Annotated in this window: 20 protein-coding genes; 6 read left to right on the forward strand and 14 right to left on the reverse strand. The window is 56.2% G+C overall.

What is annotated here, in order from left to right:
• Positions 1–25 precede the first annotated feature (25 nt).
• Both ACIP6T_RS04760 and manA read right to left on the reverse strand, forming a co-directional pair.
• On the reverse strand, positions 26–1,525 hold the full coding sequence (locus ACIP6T_RS04760; protein WP_400455639.1) for a YdgA family protein: 1,500 nt from the start codon (positions 1,523–1,525) through the stop codon (positions 26–28).
• Between the two features lie 130 nt (positions 1,526–1,655).
• Entirely contained in the window at positions 1,656–2,831 is a 1,176-nt protein-coding gene (gene manA, locus ACIP6T_RS04765; RefSeq protein ID WP_400455642.1) for a mannose-6-phosphate isomerase, read from the reverse strand.
• A 197-nt stretch (positions 2,832–3,028) separates the two neighbouring features.
• On the opposite strand from manA, the gene fumC reads away from it, so the two are divergent.
• A complete protein-coding gene (fumC, locus tag ACIP6T_RS04770; RefSeq protein WP_061720144.1) occupies positions 3,029–4,426 on the forward strand; it encodes a class II fumarate hydratase in 1,398 nt (465 codons plus the stop codon).
• A gap of 51 nt (positions 4,427–4,477) precedes the next feature.
• Here fumC and ACIP6T_RS04775 read toward each other — a convergent pair whose 3' ends face one another.
• The 4 genes from ACIP6T_RS04775 to tus form a co-directional block, all read right to left on the reverse strand.
• The gene (locus tag ACIP6T_RS04775; RefSeq protein ID WP_400455645.1) at positions 4,478–5,125 is read right to left on the reverse strand and encodes an anti-sigma factor domain-containing protein; all 648 of its coding nucleotides are present in this window, start codon (positions 5,123–5,125) and stop codon (positions 4,478–4,480) included.
• Complete coding sequence (locus tag ACIP6T_RS04780; RefSeq protein WP_400455647.1) at positions 5,122–5,676, reverse strand: sigma-70 family RNA polymerase sigma factor; 555 nt, start codon at positions 5,674–5,676, stop codon at positions 5,122–5,124. The genes ACIP6T_RS04775 and ACIP6T_RS04780 overlap by 4 nt, the downstream gene beginning before the upstream one ends.
• Positions 5,677–5,719: 43 nt before the next feature.
• Positions 5,720–6,283: a fasciclin domain-containing protein gene (locus ACIP6T_RS04785; RefSeq protein ID WP_097094044.1), complete on the reverse strand. Its 564-nt coding sequence runs from the start codon at positions 6,281–6,283 to the stop codon at positions 5,720–5,722.
• A 92-nt stretch (positions 6,284–6,375) separates the two neighbouring features.
• Positions 6,376–7,305 carry a DNA replication terminus site-binding protein gene (gene tus, locus ACIP6T_RS04790; protein WP_400455649.1) on the reverse strand — a complete coding sequence of 310 codons (930 nt, stop codon included), beginning with the start codon at positions 7,303–7,305 and terminating at the stop codon, positions 6,376–6,378.
• 157 nt (positions 7,306–7,462) lie between these two features.
• Here tus and ACIP6T_RS04795 point away from each other — a divergent pair, with 157 nt between their 5' ends.
• Positions 7,463–8,656: an MFS transporter gene (locus ACIP6T_RS04795; RefSeq protein ID WP_345826780.1), complete on the forward strand. Its 1,194-nt coding sequence runs from the start codon at positions 7,463–7,465 to the stop codon at positions 8,654–8,656.
• A 1-nt stretch (position 8,657) separates the two neighbouring features.
• On the opposite strand, the gene ACIP6T_RS04800 is transcribed toward ACIP6T_RS04795, so the two are convergent.
• The 3 genes from ACIP6T_RS04800 to ACIP6T_RS04810 are packed head-to-tail and all read right to left on the reverse strand — an operon-like array spanning position 8,658 to position 9,884.
• Positions 8,658–9,074 carry a hypothetical protein gene (locus tag ACIP6T_RS04800; protein WP_400455651.1) on the reverse strand — a complete coding sequence of 139 codons (417 nt, stop codon included), beginning with the start codon at positions 9,072–9,074 and terminating at the stop codon, positions 8,658–8,660.
• Positions 9,071–9,373, reverse strand: a complete 303-nt coding sequence (locus tag ACIP6T_RS04805; RefSeq protein ID WP_400455653.1) for a hypothetical protein — start codon at positions 9,371–9,373, stop codon at positions 9,071–9,073. The genes ACIP6T_RS04800 and ACIP6T_RS04805 overlap by 4 nt, the downstream gene beginning before the upstream one ends.
• Positions 9,324–9,884 (reverse strand): hypothetical protein, encoded by a 561-nt coding sequence (locus tag ACIP6T_RS04810; RefSeq protein WP_400455655.1) that lies wholly within the window; start codon positions 9,882–9,884, stop codon positions 9,324–9,326. Before ACIP6T_RS04810 ends, ACIP6T_RS04805 begins: the two co-directional genes overlap by 50 nt.
• A gap of 573 nt (positions 9,885–10,457) precedes the next feature.
• Here ACIP6T_RS04810 and ACIP6T_RS04815 point away from each other — a divergent pair.
• The gene (locus tag ACIP6T_RS04815) at positions 10,458–10,943 is read left to right on the forward strand and encodes an RrF2 family transcriptional regulator (RefSeq protein WP_400455658.1); all 486 of its coding nucleotides are present in this window, start codon (positions 10,458–10,460) and stop codon (positions 10,941–10,943) included.
• Between the two features lie 112 nt (positions 10,944–11,055).
• On the opposite strand, the gene oqxB is transcribed toward ACIP6T_RS04815, so the two are convergent.
• Both oqxB and ACIP6T_RS04825 read right to left on the reverse strand, forming a co-directional pair.
• Entirely contained in the window at positions 11,056–14,208 is a 3,153-nt protein-coding gene (gene oqxB, locus ACIP6T_RS04820) for a multidrug efflux RND transporter permease subunit OqxB (RefSeq protein ID WP_097094038.1), read from the reverse strand.
• Positions 14,209–14,226: 18 nt separating this feature from the next.
• Complete coding sequence (locus tag ACIP6T_RS04825; RefSeq protein WP_097094037.1) at positions 14,227–15,381, reverse strand: efflux RND transporter periplasmic adaptor subunit; 1,155 nt, start codon at positions 15,379–15,381, stop codon at positions 14,227–14,229.
• A gap of 293 nt (positions 15,382–15,674) precedes the next feature.
• Between ACIP6T_RS04825 and ACIP6T_RS04830 the strand changes: the two genes are divergently transcribed.
• The 3 genes from ACIP6T_RS04830 (at position 15,675) to ACIP6T_RS04840 (ending at position 16,820) form a co-directional block, all read left to right on the forward strand.
• The gene (locus ACIP6T_RS04830; RefSeq protein ID WP_097094036.1) at positions 15,675–16,022 is read left to right on the forward strand and encodes a helix-turn-helix domain-containing protein; all 348 of its coding nucleotides are present in this window, start codon (positions 15,675–15,677) and stop codon (positions 16,020–16,022) included.
• A gap of 88 nt (positions 16,023–16,110) precedes the next feature.
• On the forward strand, positions 16,111–16,545 hold the full coding sequence (locus tag ACIP6T_RS04835) for a ribonuclease domain-containing protein (protein ID WP_097094035.1): 435 nt from the start codon (positions 16,111–16,113) through the stop codon (positions 16,543–16,545).
• Positions 16,546–16,547: 2 nt separating this feature from the next.
• Complete coding sequence (locus tag ACIP6T_RS04840) at positions 16,548–16,820, forward strand: barstar family protein (protein WP_400455661.1); 273 nt, start codon at positions 16,548–16,550, stop codon at positions 16,818–16,820.
• A gap of 1 nt (position 16,821) precedes the next feature.
• Here the strand turns inward: ACIP6T_RS04840 and ACIP6T_RS04845 are convergent, their stop codons facing one another.
• Genes ACIP6T_RS04845 through ACIP6T_RS04855 form a run of 3 tightly spaced genes read right to left on the reverse strand, consistent with a single transcriptional unit; the run spans position 16,822 to position 23,509 of the window.
• Positions 16,822–19,194 carry a virulence factor SrfC family protein gene (locus ACIP6T_RS04845; protein WP_400455663.1) on the reverse strand — a complete coding sequence of 791 codons (2,373 nt, stop codon included), beginning with the start codon at positions 19,192–19,194 and terminating at the stop codon, positions 16,822–16,824.
• Complete coding sequence (locus ACIP6T_RS04850) at positions 19,191–22,163, reverse strand: virulence factor SrfB (RefSeq protein ID WP_400455666.1); 2,973 nt, start codon at positions 22,161–22,163, stop codon at positions 19,191–19,193. Before ACIP6T_RS04850 ends, ACIP6T_RS04845 begins: the two co-directional genes overlap by 4 nt.
• A gap of 2 nt (positions 22,164–22,165) precedes the next feature.
• The gene (locus ACIP6T_RS04855) at positions 22,166–23,509 is read right to left on the reverse strand and encodes an SrfA family protein (RefSeq protein WP_400455668.1); all 1,344 of its coding nucleotides are present in this window, start codon (positions 23,507–23,509) and stop codon (positions 22,166–22,168) included.
• Positions 23,510–23,523: the final 14 nt, after the last annotated feature.

Genomic DNA, 23,523 nt, shown 5'->3' on the forward strand with positions numbered 1-23,523 from the left:
CGGCCGGTCGACCGCCCACGAATGATTACTCCGGCATACCTTCGCTGGTTGGCGCACCCAGCATATAGCGTGACAGGAACTGCTCAAGCGTCATCTTATCGCCATTCATCGTCACCTGACCGTTGCCGTACTGCAGGCTGGTAACGATGTTGTCATCCTGCTGCTGCGTCAGGCGGAACATCTGGCCCATCGCCGCTAAACCTTTCACCTGCTGGTCCGCCAATTTCTGCGCATCGTCGCCCTGATAGCCTTCCGCCAAACCAACGTGACGCATGGTTTCGGTCGCCATTGGCATATTAACCGTCAGCTTGCCGTCGAGGGTTTTCAGCACGCGATCCACTGCGGCCCCCAAACTTTGCGCTTCACCGGTCACGGTAGCCGGATCGTTAAAGCCCAGGTTCAGAGTGAAGCTGCTTTCGCCCTTGTCATTTTTCCAGCTCAGCGGCGCAATGCTTAACGTTGGCGAGCCTTTTAACAGCGTGGGCAGGTTGTTACGCAGGATAGTTTGCACGCTGGCCTGATAGCGAATCGGATCTTCCGCTACGCCCGGCTGGCTCAGCAGATCCTGCATCTGGGCATTGTAGGTGTCGGAGAAGGCTTTCACGGCCTGCGCATCGAATTGCGCGAACGTCATCGCCAGTTTGGCTTCACCAAACGGCTGCTTCTGCAGGGTGATTTTGTCAACGTTGACGTCCAGCTTGCCGCCAATCTTGCCGTCTTTATTATCAAAGGAAGAGGTGGTTTTCAGCTTCTCCAGCGAGAGACCTTCCTGGCCGTTGATGCTGGCATTCAGTTTATCGAGGGAAACCGATTGATCGCCTACGCGCACGCCTTCCGGGCTGAGATGGGTATCACCGCTCAGTTTCAGGCCATTCAGTGTGAATAGCACCGGCATGTCGACCTGATTTTTACTGGTTACCGCAATGCTGGAGAAATCGCCGTCAAGGCTGACTTTATCGCCTTTGCTGTCGGCGCTGATGTTGAGCGTGCCGCCGTTGGTCGCCAGACGATCGCCGGTTTGCGCATTATTGTAATCCACGGCTAACAGGTTGAGATCGGTGTCGGTGGCTCCGCTGTAACCCACGCGGGTATCCGCGTTAACCAGTGATTTACCGTTCGTCAGTTCAAATAACTTCTTCACCGCATCGGTGTTTTCCAGCTCGGTATGCACTGACGCCATGCTTGGGATCAGGCTGCCGCGCTTCAGCTGTGCGAACGGGAAAGGGCCGTGATCGATAGTCTCGTTTAGCACGATGCTTTGACCTGGCTTCAACAGCGGATTGTCATTGGTTTGTGAACTGGCCTGCACCACCAGTTTCGTTTTGCTGCTGAACACGCCGCGCTGATAATCCTGATAGCTCAGCGTTAAGCGGCTGTTAGGCGCATAGGCATTCAGCTGCGCGTTGGCATTCTGCAACATTTCATCCATGTGGCTTTCAAGCTGTTTACCGGTAAACCATGAAGCGCCAGTCCAAATCACGCCGAGCGCCACAATCACACCTACGGCAACCTGGGTCTTTTTCATCGCTGTGTCGTCCTTATCCTTGCGTCCGCACGCCGCTGGTCGGTGCGCGACGGGTGAAGAAAAACGCCCGCAGGCGTTTTAAATTAATAGTTTGAAAGAATAGCAGTTAATGCTGGAAGCGTCAGCCGGATCAGTTCAGCGTATTAAACACGCGCGCCAGACGTCCGGTGCCCGCGGCGCTCACCGGCGACTCTTCAGCGGTGATAAAGCAGGATTCACCGGGTTTTAGCACCAGCTGTTGACCGGACTTCTCAATCACCGCCTGGCCTTCAATGCAGAACAGCACCGCCGCGCTGTTTTGCGCCAGCGATTGGGGGGTGGCAGAAAGTGCATGAATGGCAAAGGCAAAATCGTCAACCGGGATCGGGAAGTTCAGCGTGTCGCCGTCACGCTGGGGTTGGGTCAGCAGCGTGGCGGCCGGTTTTGCCTGGAATTTCAGATTGGCCAGCAGCTCCGGGATATCGATGAACTTCGGCGTTAAACCGGCACGTAATACGTTATCAGAGTTCGCCATCACTTCCAGCGCCACGCCTTTCAGATAGGCGTGCGGCGTTTCAGCGAACAGGAACATCGCTTCGCCTGGTTGCAGCGTGATGACATTGAGCAACAGCGGGGAAAACAGCCCGCTATCGTCCGGATAATCGACGGCAATCGCTTTAATGGTTTGCCATGGTTCGCCTTCACGGGCATTCAGCGCGGATTTCAATACGCCAATCGCGCGCGATTTCGCCTCATCCTGCAAGGACAACAGCGTGGCGAACAGTTTGGCCAGATTGGCTTCGTTGGCATTTTCCAGGAAGTGCGCGATTTGCGGATGCGCGCCGGCTACCGGTTCAAGCAGCGAGACAATCTCATGCAGCTCGCGGAAGCCGTTCATCGCCTGGAAGGAGGTCAGCGCATACACCAGCTCCGGCTTATGATTGGCATCTTTATAATTGCGTTCGGCGGCGCTGAGCGGAATACCTGCCGCATTTTCACGCGCAAAACCTTCTTCAGCGGCGGCTTTGCTGGGATGGACCTGAATTGACAGCGGCTGATCGGCGCACAGCACTTTAAACAGGAAGGGCAGCTCGCCAAATCGTTCAGCGACCGCTTTGCCCAGCGTCGCTGGCTTATCGGCATCAATCACCTCACGCAGCGAACGCGCTTCACCATTGATCTCCACGGTTGACGGACTTTTCGGGTGCGCACCCATCCACAGTTCCGCCATCGGCAATCCCTGCGGATTCTCAATGCCGTAAAGTTCAGTCAGCGCAGTTTTGCTGCCCCAAGCGTAATTTTGCAGCGAATTGTTCAATTTTTGCATCGTTTACCCTTAATAACCGTAAGTAAATAGGCTTATTAAAGCAGAAAGTGCCATAGAAAATACACGAACATGTGCAATAAACGCGATAGGCTCGCATAATGTTAAATTCTTGTATGTGACAATCTTGCTCGTTCTGCAGCGCCGCGGGAAGGCGTTGGGAGCGGAAACCTCAAAATCTGAGCTAAGGAGACGTAGTCATGGCAGCCAATCGCATTGAAAAAGACTCAATGGGACCGATCGAAGTACCGGCAGATAAGTTGTGGGGCGCACAAACCCAGCGTTCGCTGGAACATTTCAAAATCTCAACCGAGAAAATGCCGGTGGCATTGGTGCACGCGCTGGCGCTGACCAAGCGTGCCGCCGCGCAGGTTAACCAAGATCTCGGCTTGCTACCGGCCGATCGTGCTCAGGCGATTCTCAAAGCCGCCGACGAAGTGCTGGCTGATAAGCACAGCGACGAATTCCCGCTGGCGATTTGGCAAACCGGCTCCGGCACGCAAACCAACATGAACATGAACGAAGTGCTGGCCAACCGCGCCAGTGAAATTCTCGGCGGCGAGCGTGGCATGTCGCGTCTGGTGCATCCGAATGATGACGTGAATAAAAGCCAAAGCTCCAATGATGTGTTCCCCACCGCCATGCACGTGGCCGCGGTCATTGCCGTGCGGGAGCAGCTGATTCCGCAGATTCACGTGTTGAAAAAGACGCTGAGTGAGAAATCAGACGCGTTCAAAGATATCGTTAAGATTGGTCGTACCCACCTGCAGGATGCGACACCGCTAACGCTCGGTCAGGAGATCTCCGGCTGGGTGGCGATGCTGGAGCACAATCTTAAGCACATCGAAAACAGCATTCCGCACGTGGCGGAGCTGGCGCTGGGCGGTACCGCCGTCGGCACTGGCCTGAACACCCATCCGGAGTACGCGGTGCGCGTGGCAAAAGCGCTGGCCGATCTGACCAAACAGCCGTTTGTGACCGCGCCAAACAAGTTTGAAGCGCTGGCAACCTGCGATGCGCTGGTGCATGCGCACGGCGCGCTGAAAGGCTTAGCGGCCTCACTGATGAAAATTGCCAATGACGTGCGCTGGCTGGCCTCTGGTCCACGTTGCGGCATCGGTGAACTGGCGATCCCGGAAAACGAGCCAGGCAGCTCGATCATGCCCGGAAAAGTGAACCCGACGCAGTGCGAAGCGCTCACCATGCTGTGTTGCCAGGTGATGGGTAACGATGTGGCGGTGAACATTGGCGGCGCATCCGGCAACTTTGAGTTGAATGTCTTCCGCCCGATGGTGATCCACAACTTCCTGCAATCAGTACGCCTGCTGGCCGACGGCATGGACAGCTTTAACCACCACTGCGCGGTGGGTATTGAGCCGGTACGTGAGCGCATCGATCAGCTGCTAAACGAATCGCTGATGCTGGTTACCGCGCTGAATACGCATATCGGCTACGATAAAGCGGCGGAAATCGCGAAGAAAGCCCACAAAGAAGGTCTGACGCTGAAAGGCTCGGCGCTGAAATTGGGTTATCTGACCGAAGAGCAGTTTGATGAGTGGGTGCGTCCGGAAGAGATGGTTGGCAGCATGAAGCAGTAATCTGCCGCTAACCGTAATGAAGGCCGTTCATCTGAACGGCCTTTTTTTATGCTACAGCTGCCCGCTGTACAACACCGGTCCGGTTGGCTGACCGGTAGGCGATCCGCCCTGCGGCTCCAGGCTGATGGCAATGATGCCCGTGCCCGTAAGTTCGCGATCGTTTAGCGCAATGGCGGTGGCAGTATTGCTGTTGAGCAAGCCCAGCGAAATCGGCGCTTTGCCGGTCGGAATCAGCCACAGTTCAAGGCTATTGCTGGAGGCGACCGCGATCGGATGCAGCGGCGTCAAACTCAGTTGCTTAAGTTTGTTATCAGCACTTACCACCCATTGTTCACGATGCTGTGTGTCGCTCAACACGGTTAATGGCGAGAGCGTTGCGGGCTGCAAAACAAGCTGAACGATCAATGCAATCGCCGCAATACTGGCGGCCACCATCCAACCAGCGTAGGAGCGTTTAGCCGGCACCACAGGTTTCTCAGGCAAGCTGAGCGTAATCTTTTTCCACACTTTTTCTGGCGGAGTGATGGGCGCGAGCTGACTATCGAGCCCTGCCAGCAAGGTCTGCCAGCGCGCCACGCTAGCCGCGAGTTCCGGCTCAGTGTGCAGCCTTCTCGCGAAGCGCAAACGCGCAAGGCCGCTTAATGTCCCCAGCGCATATTCCGCGGCTAACGCATCATCACGTTGTTGTCTATCGTTCATAGGCCCACACACTCCCGCAGATGCTCCAGCGCGCGGCGGATCCAGCTTTTTACCGAGCCAACCGGCTGCTGCAGCCAGGCGGCAATATCACTGTGTGACATCCCCTGATAATAGGCGAGCGTGATGCTTTGCTGCTGTTCGCTGCTCAGGTGGCTAATGCAGTGTCGCAGGCGATCGGCTTGCGCCGGATCGTGCCAGTTATTGCGATCCTGTTCTTCGGCGATCTGTAGCTCATCATTAAATACCTCGGTGGCCAGTGCCGCGCGCGCTTGTCCACTTCGCAAACCGTCAATACAACGATTGCGTACAATGTGCGTCATCCACGTCATTGGGGCGCTAAGGGCACTATCATAAGATGCTGCGCGGTTCCAAATGGTGAGATAACAGTCATGCAGCACCTCTTCAGCCCAACCTTGCTGGCGCAACATCCGTAAGGCGAGGGCGTAAAGGTGCGGTGAAGTGAGTCGATAAAGCTGCTCAAAAGCGCGGCGATCGCCCTTAGCGATCGCCGGCAATAATGTCTCTAGCCGTTCAGTCAGCTTTGCGTCCATATTTATCCCGGTTGGCTAAAACGCCCAATCCGAGTATAGGCAATTACTTAGGCATCAATACGGTATCAATCACATCGATTACGCCATTTTTCTGATTGACGTCATAAGTGCTGATATTTGCCACATTGCCCTGACCATCTTTCAGCTGAATGTTGTGCGGGCCATTGTTCATGATCCACAGCGGCTGGCCGTTTACGGTTTTCAGCTCAGCATGTCCGCCACCTTGCTTAATTTTCTTCTCCAGCGCTTGCATGTCGTATTTACCGGCCACCACATGATAAGTGAGGATCGCGGTCAGTTTGGCTTTGTTCTCCGGCTTGACCAAATTATCAACGGTGCCGGCAGGCAGTTTAGCGAAAGCCGCATTGGTTGGCGCAAAGACGGTAAACGGCCCTTTGCCTTCGAGGGTTTCTACCAGGCCAGCAGCTTTGACTGCCGCCACCAGGGTGGTGTGATCTTTGGAATTAAGCGCATTTTCGACGATGTTTTTTTGCGGGTACATCGCGGCTCCGCCCACCATCACCGAGCCATTGTCCATGGCGGCAAATGCGCCCGCGGTGAACAGTAATGTGCCGGATACGACTGCAATGCTCATTAGCTTTTTCATCATAAATCCTCTTAGAAGGGAGCGAAGAAGTTGCTCACATCTGGATATACGAGAGAATGTGGTGAATTGGATGCACGCATTTTGATCTTTTTTTAAGCCAACCTGTCGCTCCATAAATGCAGGCGCGGAATGATCAGGTGTAGCGGCTGAGCCAACGGTTTGTGGCGATACGCGACATTTTCCGCATCATAGTTCAGCAGTTCCCCCAAAATGGGCACCTGGGTTTTATCGCGACACAGCACCAGCAGGGGAGAGGGGCAGGCAAGCTGGACCTGCTTTTTAACGCTGCCGCGCCATACGCGAGCAATCGGCTGTACTTTTACCGGGCGTTTGATTTTCAGTTTGGCACCAACCGGTAACGCGAGAAGCGCCTCCAGTTCTTGCTGAACTTTCTCCGCCCATTGTTCCCGCGTCCACGGTGCCTGGGCACGATTGGCCCTCAGGCTGCGTTCCAGCTGTTCGACCACCGCATCCCGCGTGACATTTTTGATAATGTTTTTATTCGCCCAGCCGAAACGCAGGCTATCCGGCGAATTGAGTAGCGTCACGCTGCGGTAAGCGTTGAGAGTAATCAGGCCGCGCAGATGCTGGTGGACAAACTCAAAGCGCGCCTCGCTTGGTAAGCCGGATTCGACGGTAATTAACTGTTCCAGCCGCAGTTTGAGGGCATTGATTTCTGCCACCTGTTGGGTGATGCGATCGTGGATATCACCGTCGGCCTGAATACAGATCGCACCCGGCAAGCGCACGGCGGCTTTCGTACTGAGTTTTTCCGATTGATGCTGCATAAACAGGCGGCAGTAGTGGGCCAGCGCCATGTCGCGCGCGGTTTTACCTAAATGTTGCGTCACTGCAATGCGTTCAATTTCATCATTTTCGCGGCCTTTTTCAATTTCCGGCAGGCTAAACACGCGGGCGATCAGCAACGGTTGCTGCTCAACTTGCTGGCGTAAAGCATTTAAACCCCGTTCCAATGCGTTCACACATTCATGTAAATCGCTCACCAAATCATAGCGCGCCATAAAAACCTCGTTATAGTTACAACATACTATTAAGCATACTCGCTCTGGTGCCAATCTGCCAGAAGGGCGCACAATTTTGCTGAACAGGAAAGGTCGGGATTTTTCCGCCAGGATTAGCGTGTTATAACAATGCTTTGCCTGCTAACGGAAAACTGTCGTGACCTCTCAGCCAAAGCCCCCTGTTCCCGCTATCATTACGCTGGGATTAGTTCAAATTCTTTCCTGGGGCGGTTCTTTCTATTTAATGGCGGTAATGGCCAATCCTATCGTGGCGGAGACCGGCTGGTCGCAACAATGGGTTTATGGTGCGTTATCACTCGGCATGTTGGTTTCCGGTTTGCTGGCACCCTTAAGTGGCCGTCTGATTTCCCGTTCCTATGGACGTCTATTGCTCGCCGGGAGTGGGGCGGTGATGGCGCTGGGGCTGATCATTATGGGCCTAAGCCATAACCTGTTGCTGTTCCTTTTTGCCTGGCTGGTCATCGGTATCGGTATGGCGATGGGCCTTTATGATGCGCTGTTTGCCACTCTTGGAACGCTGTATGGCGGCCAGGCGCGCGGTGCTATCACGGGCATCACGCTGATTTCCGGTTTCTGCACCACCCTTGTGTGGCCAGGCATTGCACTGCTAATTCACTGGCTGGATTGGCGCGGCGCCTGTTTTACCCTTGCGGGAATGTTGTGCCTGCTGGTGTTGCCTGCGTATTTTTATGCGCTGCCCGCGCCAGAACCTAAAATTTCTACGGCAAAGCCCAAAACCTCAGCTGATGGCACCGAATTATCTTCAACGCTGTTCTGGCTGCTGTGCAGCATATTCACCCTCGCTTCAGTGATCATGACAGCCATCTCCGTGCAGCTGATCGCGTTGCTGCAAGCCAGCGGACACACGTTGACGTCGGCTTTAGCCATCAGCGCCATTCTGGGGCCGTGTCAGGTTGGCTCGCGTATTGTCGATATCGCGTTTAAGCGTGGTCATCCCATCTGGACCACTTTTTTCTCGGTAGGCTTAGTGGCGCTCGGCTTATTGCTGCTAGCGTGTTATCCGCAGTTTGCCGTGCTGAGTATGGTGTTATACGGCGCCGGCAACGGTTTACGTGCCATCGTGCGTGGAACCTTGCCGCTGGTAATGGTGAAACCCGAAGCTTACGCGATAGTGGTAGGGCGGATGGCCCGCCCGGCGTTGATCGGCCAGGCTTTAACCCCGCTGGTGGGTGGCTACGTCTTCCAGCATCTTGGTGCCAATGCCACGCTGTGGTTACTGTGCCTGCTGGCGCTGTGTAACGTGTTGTTGGTGGTGCTATTAAAGCAAAAACTCCCGCGCGCCAGCCTGGCAGTGCAGGAGAAAATATAAATCAAAATTTCGATCTGGCCGCTGCCAATGCTGTCGCACGGCGGCTCAGACGGAACGGGGTCAGCAGAGCCCCCCAAACCACCAGATTGCCGATAGTTATGAAGACCAGCTTTGCGATACCGGTGACGGTAAAAAAAGACAATCCGGTGATATTTTCGCCATATGCCATAAAACAAAGGCCAATAATCATCATTACAATGAAAAATGTCGCGCAGGAATAGAGCGTCCAGCAATTGCTCGCCGTCGCGAATTTCCACATGAGAAAGGCATTCACCAGCGCAACCAGCAGTGCGGCGTTGAACAGATCGCTGCCATGCGGCAGATGGCGTAAATATGTCATCTGCACGATCCCCAGCAAAATGAGCAGCGCAAGGACAACAACCGCAGCGGCTTTGGCAACAGATATTTTTGCTGTCATAGCGCATTCCTTTCTGACGTATCCTCTTCTTCCTGAATTTGAATAGAGACGATGTTCCAATAGCGATATTTCCAGCGCTGCCCTTCGACTATCACTGAAATAACCTGATTTTTGTCGTCCCACTCCAGTCCATCAATCAGATGAGTGAAACCTTCATGCGCAATGAGTCGTTGTCCACGCTGCAGGTGTTCGGCCTTAATGCTTTTTTCAATGGTTCTAAATTTACGCTTCATATCAGGAGTGATGGCCTCACCAATGACCGACGTTCTGGCTACCTGATTGTGCAGCGCCGCCGCCAATGTGGTTTGCCCCACCCATGCCGTGTGCGCTGTTAGTGTTCGCTGCGTTGCTTTCACCATTGCCCTGGCCACCATTGTGCGTATGTCCATGGTCGTGGCTTTGTTGTCCACCTTTCAATGACGGGCTGTTGATGATGGCATCAACATGTGGAACAGAAACCTGTACCGCGGGAGAGAGAGTCGAAGCCGCAACAGTGGTTATTTTCCCATCATTCGTTTGCACGTTAACCGGTGTGTTCGCTGGCAGGCTGCCCGCACTGACGTTGATAGAACCCGCTGCTAAAGGTGTGCCAGTAGGATCGTTTTTTACATACGCCTGGCTAATAGATTTACTTGCGGCATCTGATACAGCATTGCCCATGCGCTCTAAATGGCCCATCTGTTCAGCATATTGCTCAATATTTGACGCGCGATGATCGCCTGCGACAACATTAATTTGTTCATCGGCAAAAGTGCTAAATGAAGTGGCAACAGCGATAACGATAACAGCGAATTTCAATGAGTTTTTCATTCTGTATTTCCATGATTTTTATGCTGAAAGAACGGTGTGTTTAACGTTCGCCTAGCGGGGAAATTTATTTTTTCATCAGAACTTAATTTTCGCTGAAAAATGTCGCTAACGGCCTTCGTCTGACAGCATTAAATCGATTGGCGATTTGCTCGATATTGATCGTGATCAACATCACAAATAGCACTTTTGGTCAAAGAGCATAGGTGCTTAATTTACAAAGAAAAATAATTGGATTGTTTCTTCTATAGAAACACCTTGTCTTGAATGAAGTTTGGTAGAGGAGTTGAGAACGGATAACGCTGGACAGGATGAACTGATAGTGCGGTAAGTGAGATCAAGTTTGCATTTTATGCCTTTATCATCATCTGATAATTGAGGCGGAATAAGCGTCTGATATTGATTTATTTTATTGATAATAAAGGTTATTTAATGACGCTCCGGCATGCGTTATAACCACATGCCGTACTATTTGGCCCTTCTAAAAAGCAACAGTGTTTGTTATATTTATTGCTCATTGATTACTCACTGTCGCGGCATAAAAACAACAAGATAACCGCAACTCAGGATATAGAAATGCTTGATTACCGCTTCCCGACAGCTTTGCAGATGGTTTTGAGCGTAGCGATGGCGGAGCAATTGGGTAAACGCTCGACCAGTGCCATTTTGGCGTATGGTCTTGAAGCGAATCCCAGTTTCATTCGGAAACTGATGGTTCCGCTCACGCGAGATGGCATCATCGTCTCAACGCTTGGCCGCACCGGCTCCATTCATTTGGGCCGTCCGGCTGCTGAAATCACGCTGCGTGACATCTACACCTCTGTGATAGAGGACAAAAAGCTCTGGGCCTCACGTCCGGACGTCGCTCCACGTTGCCTGGTGAGCGCCAACTTGTGTTGGTACTTCAAATCGATTGCTGAAGAGGCTGAAGAAGCCTCGTTGAAAGTGCTGGAAACCCGCACCGTGGCGGATGCGCTGGCCGAGCTGAAGCATAACGACACCAGCAATTGTGAAGAGCTGCCCAACCTCGAACTCGCCGACCTGTGTAAGAAAGGTCGCTAAAACCGCACCAATCCCGTAGGGTCGCTATTCATGGCGACCTTTTTTTTCGCCGAACTCCAGCCATAAAAAATCCGGGCACCTTGGCCCGGATTGTTCATCTCACACTTAACGTTTACGCCGTCTGCACTTCCGCTTGTGGCTGCTTGCGCGTCACCAGCTTACGCAGCGTCACGTAGAACACCGGCGTCAGGAACAGACCAAACAGCGTGACGCCCAGCATCCCTGAGAACACCGTAATTCCGGTCACGCCGCGCACTTCCGCACCCGCGCCTTCGCCCAGAATCAGCGGAATAGTACCGGCGATAAAGGCGATTGAAGTCATGACGATGGGGCGCAAACGCAGACGACAGGCTTCCAGCGCCGCATCGACAATGCTCTTGCCCTGCATCTCCAATTCGCGCGCAAATTCGACGATAAGAATCGCGTTCTTACATGCCAGCCCCATCAATACCACCAAGCCAACCTGCACAAACACGTTGTTATCGCCGCCGGTCAGCCACACGCCGACCAGCGCGGAGAGCATGGTCACCGGCACGATCAGAATTACCGCGAGCGGCAGCGTCCAGCTTTCATACAGCGCCGCCAGCACGAGGAAGGCCAACAGTACCGCCACCGGGAACACAATCAGCGCGGTGTTGCCCTGCGTTGATTGCTGATAGCTCAGATCGGTCCACTCGATATTCATCCCGTTCGGCAGCACTTGCGTGGACATCTCTTCCAGCTTTTGCATCGCCTGCGCTGAAGAGAGTACGCGCGGATCGGCATCACCAATCAGGTCCGCCGCCGGATAGCCGTTGTAGCGGATCACCGGATCGGGGCCGTAAGTGGTGGTGATATTGACCATGCTGCCAATCGGCACCATCTCGCCACGATCGTTACGGGTACGCAGATTACCAATGTCCTGCACGCTATCACGGAAATCACCGTCCGCCTGCGCCATCACGCGCCAGGTACGTCCAAACTTATTGAAGTCGTTAACGTACGACGATCCCAAATAGGTTTGCAGCGTACTGAACAGCTCGGTCAACGACACGCCTTGCGCTTTGGCTTTGTCACGATCCACCTGCACATCCAATTGCGGCACGTTGGCCTGATAGGAGGAAATCGGGAACATCATGCCCGGCGTCTGCAGCACTGCGCCCGTCATGGTATTGATGGCGGTTTGCAGCGCCCCATAACCCAGTCCAGCACGATCCTGCACGTAGAGCGAATAGCCAGAACCTTGTCCCAGACCCAAAATCGGCGGTGGCATAATTGAGAAGCCAAAGCCTTGCTGAATTTTGGCTATCTTGGCGTTGATCTCCGCGTTAATTTCCGCCGCGCTACGCTTACGCTCGTTGAATGGCTTCAGGCCGAAGAACACCGTGCCGGTATTTGGCGTGTTGGTAAACTGCAACGCATTCAGACCGGGGAAAGCGACCGAATAGGCCACGCCTTCGGTATTCATGCCGATTTCGCTCATCTTGCGAATCACTTCATCGGTACGCGCCAGCGAAGAACCTTCCGGCATTTTCACGCCGCCAATCAAATACAACTTATCCTGCGTCGGAATAAAGCCGCCAGGCACGGTATGGAACATAAAGCCCGCACCGGCCAGCAGCAGCACGTAAACGCCAAACACCGCGCCGCGCCGACGCAGCGTTTTGCCCACCAGTGATTCATAGCCATCTGAACTGCGCTGGAAGAAGCGGTTGAACGGACGGAACAGCCAGCCGAGCAGGCGATCAATAATGCGCGTCGGCATATCTTTCGCGGCGTTATGCGGTTTCAGCAGCAGCGCCGCCAGCGCCGGAGAGAGCGTCAGCGAGTTAATCGCCGAGATCACCGTGGAAATGGCGATGGTCACAGCAAACTGCTTGTAGAACTGACCGGTCACGCCCGACAGGAAGGCCATCGGTACGAATACCGCACACAGCACCAGCGCGATGGCGATAATCGGTCCTGATACTTCGCGCATCGCCTGATGCGCCGCCGCGGTGGGTGACAAACCTTGTTCGATATTTCGTTCAACGTTCTCTACCACCACGATGGCGTCATCCACCACGATACCGATCGCCAACACCAGGCCAAACAAACTCAAGGTATTGAGCGAGAAGCCCAGCAGGTAGAGGATGCTGAAGGTGCCGACCACCGAAACCGGCACGGCCAGCAGGGGAATGATCGAGGCGCGCCAGGTTTGCAGGAACAGAATTACCACCAGCACCACCAGCACAATCGCTTCAAACAATGTCTGCACTACAGCGCGGATCGAATCACGCACGAATACGGTGGGATCGTAAGGCGCGGCCCACTGCACATCGTCCGGGAAGCGGGTGGCCAGCTCGGCCATTTTGTCGCGCACCGCGTTGGACAAGTCGATGGCGTTGGCACCCGGCGCCTGGAAAATACCAATGCCGACCGCATCTTTGTTATTCAGCTGCGAACGCAACGCATAGCTACCGGAACCCATCTCGATACGCGCCACGTCACGCAGGCGTACCAGCGTGCCGTCGTCGGCGGTTTTCAGAATGATATTGCCGAACTGCTCCTCGCTCTCAAGACGACCTTGGGTGTTGATCGACAGCAGGAAATCACTTTGCTTCTTCAGCGGCTCCGCACCAAGCTGACCGGCAGAGACCTGCACGTTCTGCTCCTGCATCGCGCTAACCACGTCGGAAGCGGTTAAGCCTCGCGCCGCCACTTTGTTGGGATCGAGCCATACGCGCATCGCGTATTCACCGGCACCGAAGATCTGAATCTGACCAACGCCCGGCAGGCGCGCCAGCTCATCCTTCACTTTCAGGGTGGCGTAGTTACGCAGATAGAGCGAATCGTACTTGCCGTGCGGCGAGAACATGTGCACCACCAGCGTCAGCGTCGGCGACATCTTCTGCGTGGTGAGGCCAAGTTGGCGCACCTCTTCCGGCAGACGCGCTTCGGCCTGCGCTACGCGGTTCTGCACCTGCACCTGCGCCTGATCCGGATCGGTGCCTGGACGGAAGGTCACGGTCGTGACCAGCACGCCATCGGAACCGGCCACCGACTTCATGTACATCATGTTTTCCACCCCGTTGATGGCCTCTTCCAACGGCGTCGCCACGGAATCTGCAATCACTTTGGGGTTAGCGCCCGGGTACTCGGCGCGCACCTGCACGCTGGGTGGCACCACGTTGGGATATTCACTGATCGGCAGCAGCGGAATGGCGATCAGTCCGGTGGTAAAGATCAAGATCGACAGCACCGCGGCGAAGATCGGTCGGTCGATAAAAAAGCGGGAGAAATCCATAAAAGGCAGTCTCGAAGGTTATTGAGCGGAGCGCATCGCCACCGGTTGGGCGGTCACCGGCATGCCAGGCATAAAGACTTTCTGCAAGCCGTTAACGATCACCTTGTCGCCGGGCTTGAGGCCCTGCTGCACAATGCGCAGACCATTGGCTAAATCACCGGCCTGAATATCGCGGCGCTGGGCTTTGCCCTGCGCATCGACCACATAAACGTACTTACGATCCTGATCGGTCAGCACGGCTTTATCGTCAATCAACAGCGCGGTGAAATCAGCGCTGCCCGGCAAGCGCACGCGCGCAAACAGGCCCGGCGTGAACTGACGCTGCTGGTTGTCCAGCGAGGCGCGCATGCGGATGGTACCGGTGCTGGCGGTGAGCTGGTTATCGAGGAAATCCACGGTACCGCGATGCGGATAACCCTCTTCACCGGTCAGCGCCACCTCAACCGGCAGCGATCCGCGATTTTCGCCTTTACGCGCCATCGCCTGATAGTGCAGATAGGTGGCTTCATCGACATCAAAGTAGACATACATGCGATCCTGCGACACCAGCGTGGTCAGCACGCTGGCGCTGTCGCCCGCGGTGACGAGGTTACCGGTGGTGATCATCGCGCGGCTGGCGCGGCCCTCAATCGGTGCGGTTACGCGGGTGAAATCAAGGTTCAACTGCGCCATATCGACTGCGGCTTGTGCCGACAGCACGTTGGCCTGCGCCTGATTCGCCGCAGAACGACGCTGTTCCCACTCTTCGCGTGACACCACATTGGTGCCGATCAGCTTATCGGTACGTGCCGATTCACTGCGTGCCAGCGCCGCCTGGCTACGCGCATTTGCCAGCTCGGCCTGCGCCTGCTCCAGCGTAGCGCGATAGGTGCGATCGTCGATGGTAAACAGGACCTGGCCTTTCTTCACTTCATCGCCTTCGCGATAATTAACCTGATCGATATAGCCGGAAACGCGCGGACGCAGCTGCACGCTCTGCACCGCTTCGAAACGGCCGTTGAAGCTATCCCATTGGCTGACTTTTTGCTCAACCACCTGCGCGACACTCACTTCGGGCGGCGGCGGCGGGGCGTTTTGCGCCACTCCGCGATCGCAACCGGCCAGCAGGCTTCCCAGCAACATCACTCCTGACAGGCTTACTGCCCGACGAACCCCATTTGTTTGCAGATGCATTGTTGTTATTCCGCGTTGGTGAAAAAGAAAGGAGACGTACGAAAAATCTGCAACTTTAAAGATTGCATTAAAACGCGACGAGTGTAGGCTTGTGCAAACTGCATCTGCAAGAATATCTGATACACTTTATGTGCGGTTTTGATCATTGAGTTGCAAAGCGATCAAAGCCCCTACGCGCAGTGCGGCATTTAATGCAATAATAAAACTTGCATTAAATGCCATCATCAGTCACCCTTAAAGTGTAATTGCAACTGATACTGATACTGTTCGCAAAGGCGACGGGAGAGAATGGGATGATGAGCGACGCATTTATTCACGATCTGATCGACTGGATTGATAACAACATTGAAGCACGTCTGGATCTGGACACCGTAGCGGGGCGCGCGGGCTATTCGAAGTGGCACCTGCAGCGTATGTTCAAAGAGCACACCGGCTATCCGCTGGGTGAATACATCCGTAACAAAAAACTGAAAAAATCGGCAGATAGGCTAACCACCAGCAATGAGCCGATTCTCAACGTGGCAATCTCACTCGGTTTCGACTCGCAGCAGTCGTTTAACCGCAGCTTCAAGCGCCAATATGGCGTAGCGCCGGGAGCATGGCGCCGTCACGCTGCGCCATCCGCCAGCGCGATGCAGTAATACCCCCGCCAGGGCCAGCGATGCTGGCCCGCGTTTTTCTCCGTTTTAAATCTGCTATTATCTGCGTCCTGTCATTCAGGATGTCACCATGTCAAAGAAACTCTGGATTGCCTTAATTCTGATCCTGGCCGCGCTGTGGCTTGGGCTAAAACCGCATTTGTCCGACAAATGGGCGAACAGTCACCCCGACATTTCTCAGCTCACCGATGCCAACACCGTGGCGCGTTGGGTGCAGCAGCACCATCGATTACCCGATCTTTACCTCACCAAAAATGAGGCGCGTCGTCAGGGTTGGAACCCGGGCAAGGGCGATTTGTGTGAGGTGTTGCCGGGCCGCGCTATTGGTGGCGATCGCTTTAGCAACCGTGAAAAAAGGTTGCCGATGCAGGCGGGCAGGCAATGGTATGAAGCCGATGTGAATTACGATTGCGGCCACCGCGATGCCGATCGTCTGCTTTACTCATCGGATGGGCTGATCTTCCTCACCACCGATCACTATCGCAGCTTCAAACCGGTGCCTTAAACATGTTGACGCTCCATTTTGATTTTCAAACCTTGCCGGATCGCCAGGCGTTTTACCGCGCGCTGGTGCAGCAAAGTGCGGCTGCAGATGATTTTGGCAACAACCTTGATGCGCTGTGGGATTGGCTGACCGGCGGCATGGCGCTGCCTGCAACGCTCGTTTTGCAACATGCGGAGGATGCCAGCGTAAGTGCAGAGTTCGCGCCCGTACTGGCATTGTTGGAAGAGGCGCAGCAGCAATTGGCCGGCGAGCTGCGCCTGGTACGAAAAGGGTAAATCAGGCGTGCAGCGGCAGCAGCAAAATTGCTAACATCTGACGCGCATTGGCCGGCAGATCGCCGCCGCCGGTGTAGCCATTGTTCTCGACGATCACCGAGTTTAACCCCACCAGCCAGTCATAGATGTAGTATGCCGTATGATTGGCGGGAGCGGCCGAAAGACGCGTTAAACGCTGCCCCGGCGAGAAACTGACGCTTGGCGCAGGCGGACGAGCAAAAATCGTCTGACCACGATTGACGCGGCTTTCCGGACGTTCACTTTCCGGACGCTGTAAAAAGCCTAGCCACGCCACAAAGTCACCCAGTACCGTCATCGCGCGGGACACCTGTCGATCGGTGCGCGCTTCATGTGCGCTGGCTTGCGCATCCGGTTCGTTAAGCGTGCTTTGCAGTTTGCTCAGTACCTTGAGGCGGAAGCTGGCGGTGATCAGCTCTTCCACCAGCAGCTCCAGCGTGGGCTTATCGACATTCAGCAGCGCCAGCAGGCTGCGGCTCTCCGGCAGCTGACGCAAATGCTCCAGCCACAGCGCAAACACCTGCTGCGGGAATTGCTGATCGCGCTGGCCACCGGAACTGCGCGGCTCAGCCGCCGTCACCGGTTCGTCTTTAAACAGATCAAACTCGAAACCGATGCCGAAATAGCTCTGCTCGGCGGCGGCGGTTTTGGCGCTGTGTTGGCTATGATTGCTGCTGCTTTGGCTCAGCCACAGTTGACGCACCGCTTCACGCGAAGGCTGCAAACGCTCCAGCAGTTCACCGTGCAAACCGGTGCGATGTTGCAAACATTTCAGCAACGTATCGGAGATCGCCTGTTTGCGCGCTGCCTGCTCTGGCGTCGCGCTGGATTCCGTCCACGGCTGCAGGCGTTCCACCAGTTTTTGCTGCAGCGCGCTGAGCTGGAGCGCGAGGCGATCGCGTCGTGCTTCCGGCTGCATTTCATCCTGCAGCCAGCTGCCCATGCGATCGACCCCGGCGCGATCGAGTGCCAGCATCGATCCCCAGCTTTGCCCCGGCTGGCCAATTTGCCGTTGTACCGCTTCGTCAACGTTAATCTGCTGCTGCTGATAACGCGCGTCATGCGGGGTAATCGCCCAAATCAGGCGCGGCTTCTCACCGCTGGCGGCTACGGTTTGATGCATGTGCCATTCACGCAGCGCGCTGGCAGCAACATCGGTGTCCTGACGCTGGCTGGCGGCGGTGCAGATCAGCATCAGGTCAATGCCTTGACGCGCGGCGTACAAACCGGGCAACAGCGCACGTTTTTGCTCCAGCAGGGTGGCGCGCAGGGGATCGCGTTGGCGTAACTGCGCCAGTTCGTCCTGCTGTGTGCGATCGGCAGGCGTGCCCGGCGCAGGCAGCTCCAGCATATCGGCGTCATCATACAATGCCTGGCGCGGCGTCGAGCTGAGCGGCAGGGCGATTTCCAGCGTCAGCAGCGCCAGTAAACCCAGCGGGACATACTGTGCTTTACCTACGCGATTGGCGACGATCGGGCAAACTTCGATCATCTCCTGCCAGTCGGCGTCGTTGCCGATCAGTTTTTCTGCAGGCAGCGCGGCCTCGTCTACCAGCAGGCTGAGCGGCGCTAACACGCGCGGCGCGTGACGCAGCTGATGGCGCAAATGCATCAGGCTACGCAGGCTTTCATTCAGCGCGTTTTGGCCCGGCCACAGCAGCGCAAACAGCTGTACGCGATCGTCAACGCTCAGCCACGGCGCCAGCGCAATCGCCTGCGGCCAGAAGTGACGATCCAATACTTCTGCATGACGATGGTGGCGACGGCTCCACCCCCACAGCGTGATCAGCGCATCGCTGTCCAGGCCGGGCTGTACGTCGTCCTGACGATGACGCTGCAAGCGCTGCAGTGCGGCGTCAATCTGCGGCGTATCGGGCTGCTCTTCGGTTTTGGCGCAGGCCAGCATCAAACGAATCAGCTCCACTTCGCTCAGCAGCGTCATCTCCAGCGGCCAGGCGTTGGATTGGGTTTCACGTTGGTGGCTGAAGCGGGTAGCGATGGCAAAATCGACGTTGCCGGGATTAATGTTCTGGAAATAATTGAGGGTCTTGTCGCCAAGACGCGCAATCAGTTGACCTTGCGCGTCCCCAACCATTTCACTCAGCAGCCAGGCTTTGCCCGCCTGAGATTGGCCAAACAGCGCCAGCGTCACCGGGCGCGCCAGCTGACGCGCCAGCGCATGACTTTCGACGCGTGCGCGACGCAGCTGCAGCGTCAGCGTTTCGGCTTCCAATGCCAGCCGCGGCGCGTGTGCCTGATGGGTTTCCACCCAGTTCAGCGCGCCATCCAGCGTTTCCTGCATCAGGCTCAGACGTTTCGCTGGCGTAACCGGCGAGGCTTTTTTGGCAGTTCTCATCGTTTGCAGACGCTCCCGCTGTCGATCCAATATTGCGCATTCGCGTTGCCGGTGGCAGAAAGCGTGTTCAGTTTGAGGCTCAGTTGTTCCAGCGGCACGCGCGTGCCGTCATCCATACGGGCATCGCTCAATACTAAGCGCTCCGGGCCAAAATTATCCGGTCCTGGCTGCACCGCCAGTTTAATGCGCAGCACGCTCTCTCCGGCAACCTGACGCGCCAGCGTCGGATCGACAATGCTTAAACTATAGAGCGGTGACGCCGGCCAGCGATCGTTCTCCAGCTGACGGAAGCCGAGGCAGACATTGCCGCGGATGCGGAAGCTGCTTTTGCGATCCAGCGCGAAGTCGCTGCGGTCGAGATCGATCTCGCTGTAGCACAGGTTATCGTCGCTCAGCGCGCTCGTTTCATCCAGTACGCCAAGATAGCGGATGGTGGAGTAAGGTTCGAAGTCACCCGCGCGGAACCAGAAACTGCTCAGGCGCAGATCGAGCGCCAGCAGGCACAGCATCGCGCCCACCGCCGCGGTTGATTTCGGGTTATCAATGCGGCCCTGTTTGTTAAACGGATACCAATCGCTGGTGTGATAGCCCTCCAGCGACAAAATACGGCTGCCCGGCAGCGGCTGCAGATGGCGCACCAGCGCCTGAATGCCGGGGAAGCGCGACGGACGACCGGTGAGTAACAGCACATCGCACTGATAAAGCGACACCACTTCACACATGGCGCGCAGCGCTGGGATGATGGCCATACGATGTTGCAGGAATTCGCCGTGCAGCTGCGCCATGCTGACCACCAGCGGCACGTCGAGCAGATCGAAACGGCTGTCGCCACCGAGCGTGCGCTGAATTTCGCCATTCACAAACGCCAGCACCGCGCTTGCCGGTTTTTGCGGTACCAGCTCGCCAAACAGCGCATTGATTTCGCTGTGGCTGTCGAGCGGATCCCAGTTTTCATAACGCTCAAGCACCGCCTGCGCCAGCGGAATAAACAGCTGCAGCGTCACCTGCTGACGCAGCGTGGCCTGACCATCCATGCGGCTGTCGTGGCCGAACAATTTGTTCATCAGCGGTTCGGCCAGCGTTAAGCCGGCTTTCTGCAAACTCTGCTGCAACGCCGGCAGAATCCACAGTTGAATCACATCCAGCAGAATGTCATCGCCCGCGACTTTAAAACCTTCGCGGAACAATAAGCGCGGGGTAATTTTGACGTTGTTGCCCTGGCCATCGTCGAGGCGATATTGGGTAATCGCCAGGTCAGTGGTGCCGCCGCCAATATCGATGGAGGCGATGCGCAGGCTTTTGCCCGGCAGTTCATCGGCTTCACGCGGACGATCCGGGCGCGCCATGCTACTGAAGAAATCTTCGGCGCGACCGGCAAAGTTGACCTGGGTTTCGTTGAACAACCATACCATTTGACCGCAGGTGGCTTCATCCCACTCCATTTGCACATCGGGCACCGGGCGCAGGCTTTTCGTCTGGCTGGCGGCGGAGAAATCGTCTTCAGCCGGATGCCAGCCTTCCGCTTTCCACACCAGCGCGATGGCTTCCTGCATGCGACGACGGAAAATTTCCCGCTCGGGTTTCGGCATGGCGGAAGGCAGCGTCAGAATCACATGACGCAGCTGGCGTGGCGCCTGGCTTTGTGGCATCCGCTGACGCTGCGCTACGCTGTTCATCTGCATCATCGCCTGCGCCAGCAGTTCGCACAGCATAAAGGTCATCAGCGAGCTACGGCTGTAGCTGGCGGAGAACACCGGCAAGCGGTCATCTTCTGCCAGCGCGTGCAGCGGTTGACCTTCATCATTGATCAAGAGAGTGAACGGCAGTGCGGTGGCCTGTGGTTCATCGCTGCTGCCGTTGGCGTTGAATCGCCAGCCCGGCAGATAACGTGCTTCATCCCACAAATAGCGGCGTGGGCTGGATAAACCGGTACTGCCTTCGGTGCCCGCGCGCAGCAGCGCCAGGCGGCTGGCTTCTCGTCCCACGCGCGTCAGCGATGGCCACATAAAGGCGTTTTCACGCCCGCTTTCCAGCGAGAAGTTAGATTTGCCGAACTTCGTTTCGGCAAACTCCAGGCGGCTTTCGAACAGTTCGTTATAGACCTGATGCGGTTCGGAAAGATCGCGCAGCTGCAGTTCATAGGTTTGGCGCAGGCCGTTGCTCTCTTCGGCGTGGTCTTCCACCAGAATGCCGCAGGTGTGCGAGTTGCCCACATCCAGAATGATATCGACATTCACCGCCGGCGTTTGGTGTGACGCGGCATGCAGGGTGATCTCCGCCAAATCTAGCTGTTCACCGAGCAGTTCCAACAGGTTGAGGTAGTGCGCCTGATACTCGAATTCACGCAGTGCCTGATTCACTTCCTGCTCACGACGTGACTCTTGCGCATGTACTTGCTGAGTAAAGGTTTCACGCAGCCAGCCATCCACCCAGGTATGATCGAGGAATTCGCCCAGCTCATAGTTATGCCACGCAAGGGCGAAACTGACGCCGTTCTGCGCATCGGCTTTACTTAAACCGTGCTGCTCGCCACCATCCTGTTCCGGTACGATACGTGTATCGAACGCAAGGGTGATGCGATGGGTGTTGCCTGCGCCGTCGGGCTGGCTGAGCGGCGCCAGATGCAGCCGCGCCCAGTTATCCGGTCCACCAATAAAACGGCGTCCGCTGTTGCAGCGTAGCACCGGCAGCGGCAGCCATTGATGGGCCAGCAGCGCCAGCGAATCGGCCAGTGCGATATCCGATTCCGGACGCACCACTTCTGCCGGTCCGCCATCTTCCGGATAGAGCAGAAACTTACCGCTGTTACCGTCAACGTTCAGGCGCAGCAGCGGGCCGTTGGCCGTTTGACGCACAAACTGACGGCGTGCCTGTAGCGCAGGCAAACGCAAACCGAAATCAAGAAACTGCACACCGCTATCTTCAATCAGCGTGATTTTCTGTTTGTCATCGATGAGGGGAGCCAACATGTTTACTTACTCTCACGCTTAATCGTCAACGGGAACACCTGGTCTGCGCCATATTGCGCAGTACAGCTGGCAATGCCATCACCGGCTTTACACACCAGTTCCGGCATGCGGTAGCGCGATTTATCGCTGCAGCTGGCAGTATAGCGGCTGCGCACTTCCATGGTGCCGGCGGTCGTCATCGCAGCGGTGACATCGGCTTTGCAGCGGATGTTGTCGCCCTGGGTAATGGTGGCGGTGCCTTTACCATTTTTGATCTGATATCGCAGGCTGGGCGGCTTACCGGTGGGCAGATTGGTCTGACGCAAGGTGACGCGCCAGCTACCATTAATGAATTTCACTGAGCCGAGACGCGCATCTTCTGTGGTCATCACCAGATCGTCCGCTTTTGCCGGTTCGGTGTGCTCAGCCACCACTTCCGGCGGGGCTTCAGGTTTCACGGGGGCAACCTCCGGCGCAGCGACGATCACGGTCGCGTGAGTTTGTGGCAGCGTGGCGGGCAATTTTACCGCTTTTAACACAATCGCAGGCGGCGTACTGACGACGGCGGGCGCGTCGGCCACCGCAGGCGTCTGGGGTTCAGGTGCACTGTGCAGCCAGAAGGCGACGCCAGCGGCAACCGCCGCCGCAATCGGCAGCAGCAGCGCCAATGGACGCAGGCCGCGACGGGTAGGCGGGGTAGGTTGCGCTGCGGGTTGCGGTTCTGGCGGCAGAACGTCCTCTGCGGGTGCGATTTCTTCTGGCTCCGGCTCAACAACCGGCTCGGCCGCCACGGCAGGCACTTCGATCAGCGGCGCAATAACCGGCGCAACCACTAATGGCGTAACCGCCGGTGGTTCTGGCAACAGCGGCGGCAGCTCATCTTCAAGCGTATCGCGCAGACAAGCCAGCGCGTCATCACGCGAACGCGCCTGAGGATCAACAAAACCCCAGAAGGTAATCACTGGCTTGCCATCCACCAGATAAACGTACTGCTGATCGGGGAACTGCAGGGTTTTGCTTAGCAACGCACCGAAAAGACGCAGGGCAGGATTATCTGCATCACCCGCACGCAGGCTCAGCGCCTGAAGATCCTGCTGGTTTAACGTCAGCAGTTCCAGCGCCTCACGGCGCTCGCGATCGCTGGCACCAAGCCAGGACTTTACTTTGCCGTTAAAAGGGGCGTACCAATCGAGGCGATCACCGCGCTCATTGGCCTGCGGAATGGCCAGGCAGTTGGCCAGCGTAGTTTGGCGGCGCAGACGCAAGGTTTCACGGATTTGCAGCGCGGAGGTCCAGACGGGCTGGCCGTTTTCACCCAGTGCCAGTACCGTATCCAGATTGCCGCTGCGCAGAAAAGTTTTTGCCACTCGTTGGGCCCTTA

It is taken from the genome of Pantoea sp. NPDC088449 (assembly GCF_044753225.1).
GTDB classification, from domain to species: domain Bacteria; phylum Pseudomonadota; class Gammaproteobacteria; order Enterobacterales; family Enterobacteriaceae; genus Pantoea; species Pantoea floridensis.

Coding starts and splice junctions, on each gene's coding strand:
- ACIP6T_RS04825 (WP_097094037.1), bottom strand. CDS start 15,381: ATGCATCTGCAAACAAATGGGGTTCGTCGGGCAGTAAGCCTGTCAGGA.
- ACIP6T_RS04800 (WP_400455651.1), bottom strand. CDS start 9,074: ATGACAGCAAAAATATCTGTTGCCAAAGCCGCTGCGGTTGTTGTCCTT.
- tus (WP_400455649.1), bottom strand. CDS start 7,305: ATGGCGCGCTATGATTTGGTGAGCGATTTACATGAATGTGTGAACGCA.
- fumC (WP_061720144.1), top strand. CDS start 3,029: ATGGCAGCCAATCGCATTGAAAAAGACTCAATGGGACCGATCGAAGTA.
- ACIP6T_RS04835 (WP_097094035.1), top strand. CDS start 16,111: ATGTCAAAGAAACTCTGGATTGCCTTAATTCTGATCCTGGCCGCGCTG.
- ACIP6T_RS04785 (WP_097094044.1), bottom strand. CDS start 6,283: ATGAAAAAGCTAATGAGCATTGCAGTCGTATCCGGCACATTACTGTTC.
- ACIP6T_RS04830 (WP_097094036.1), top strand. CDS start 15,675: ATGATGAGCGACGCATTTATTCACGATCTGATCGACTGGATTGATAAC.
- manA (WP_400455642.1), bottom strand. CDS start 2,831: ATGCAAAAATTGAACAATTCGCTGCAAAATTACGCTTGGGGCAGCAAA.
- ACIP6T_RS04810 (WP_400455655.1), bottom strand. CDS start 9,884: ATGAAAAACTCATTGAAATTCGCTGTTATCGTTATCGCTGTTGCCACT.
- ACIP6T_RS04840 (WP_400455661.1), top strand. CDS start 16,548: ATGTTGACGCTCCATTTTGATTTTCAAACCTTGCCGGATCGCCAGGCG.
- ACIP6T_RS04775 (WP_400455645.1), bottom strand. CDS start 5,125: ATGAACGATAGACAACAACGTGATGATGCGTTAGCCGCGGAATATGCG.
- ACIP6T_RS04850 (WP_400455666.1), bottom strand. CDS start 22,163: ATGTTGGCTCCCCTCATCGATGACAAACAGAAAATCACGCTGATTGAA.
- oqxB (WP_097094038.1), bottom strand. CDS start 14,208: ATGGATTTCTCCCGCTTTTTTATCGACCGACCGATCTTCGCCGCGGTG.
- ACIP6T_RS04760 (WP_400455639.1), bottom strand. CDS start 1,525: ATGAAAAAGACCCAGGTTGCCGTAGGTGTGATTGTGGCGCTCGGCGTG.
- ACIP6T_RS04845 (WP_400455663.1), bottom strand. CDS start 19,194: ATGAGAACTGCCAAAAAAGCCTCGCCGGTTACGCCAGCGAAACGTCTG.
- ACIP6T_RS04780 (WP_400455647.1), bottom strand. CDS start 5,676: ATGGACGCAAAGCTGACTGAACGGCTAGAGACATTATTGCCGGCGATC.
- ACIP6T_RS04815 (WP_400455658.1), top strand. CDS start 10,458: ATGCTTGATTACCGCTTCCCGACAGCTTTGCAGATGGTTTTGAGCGTA.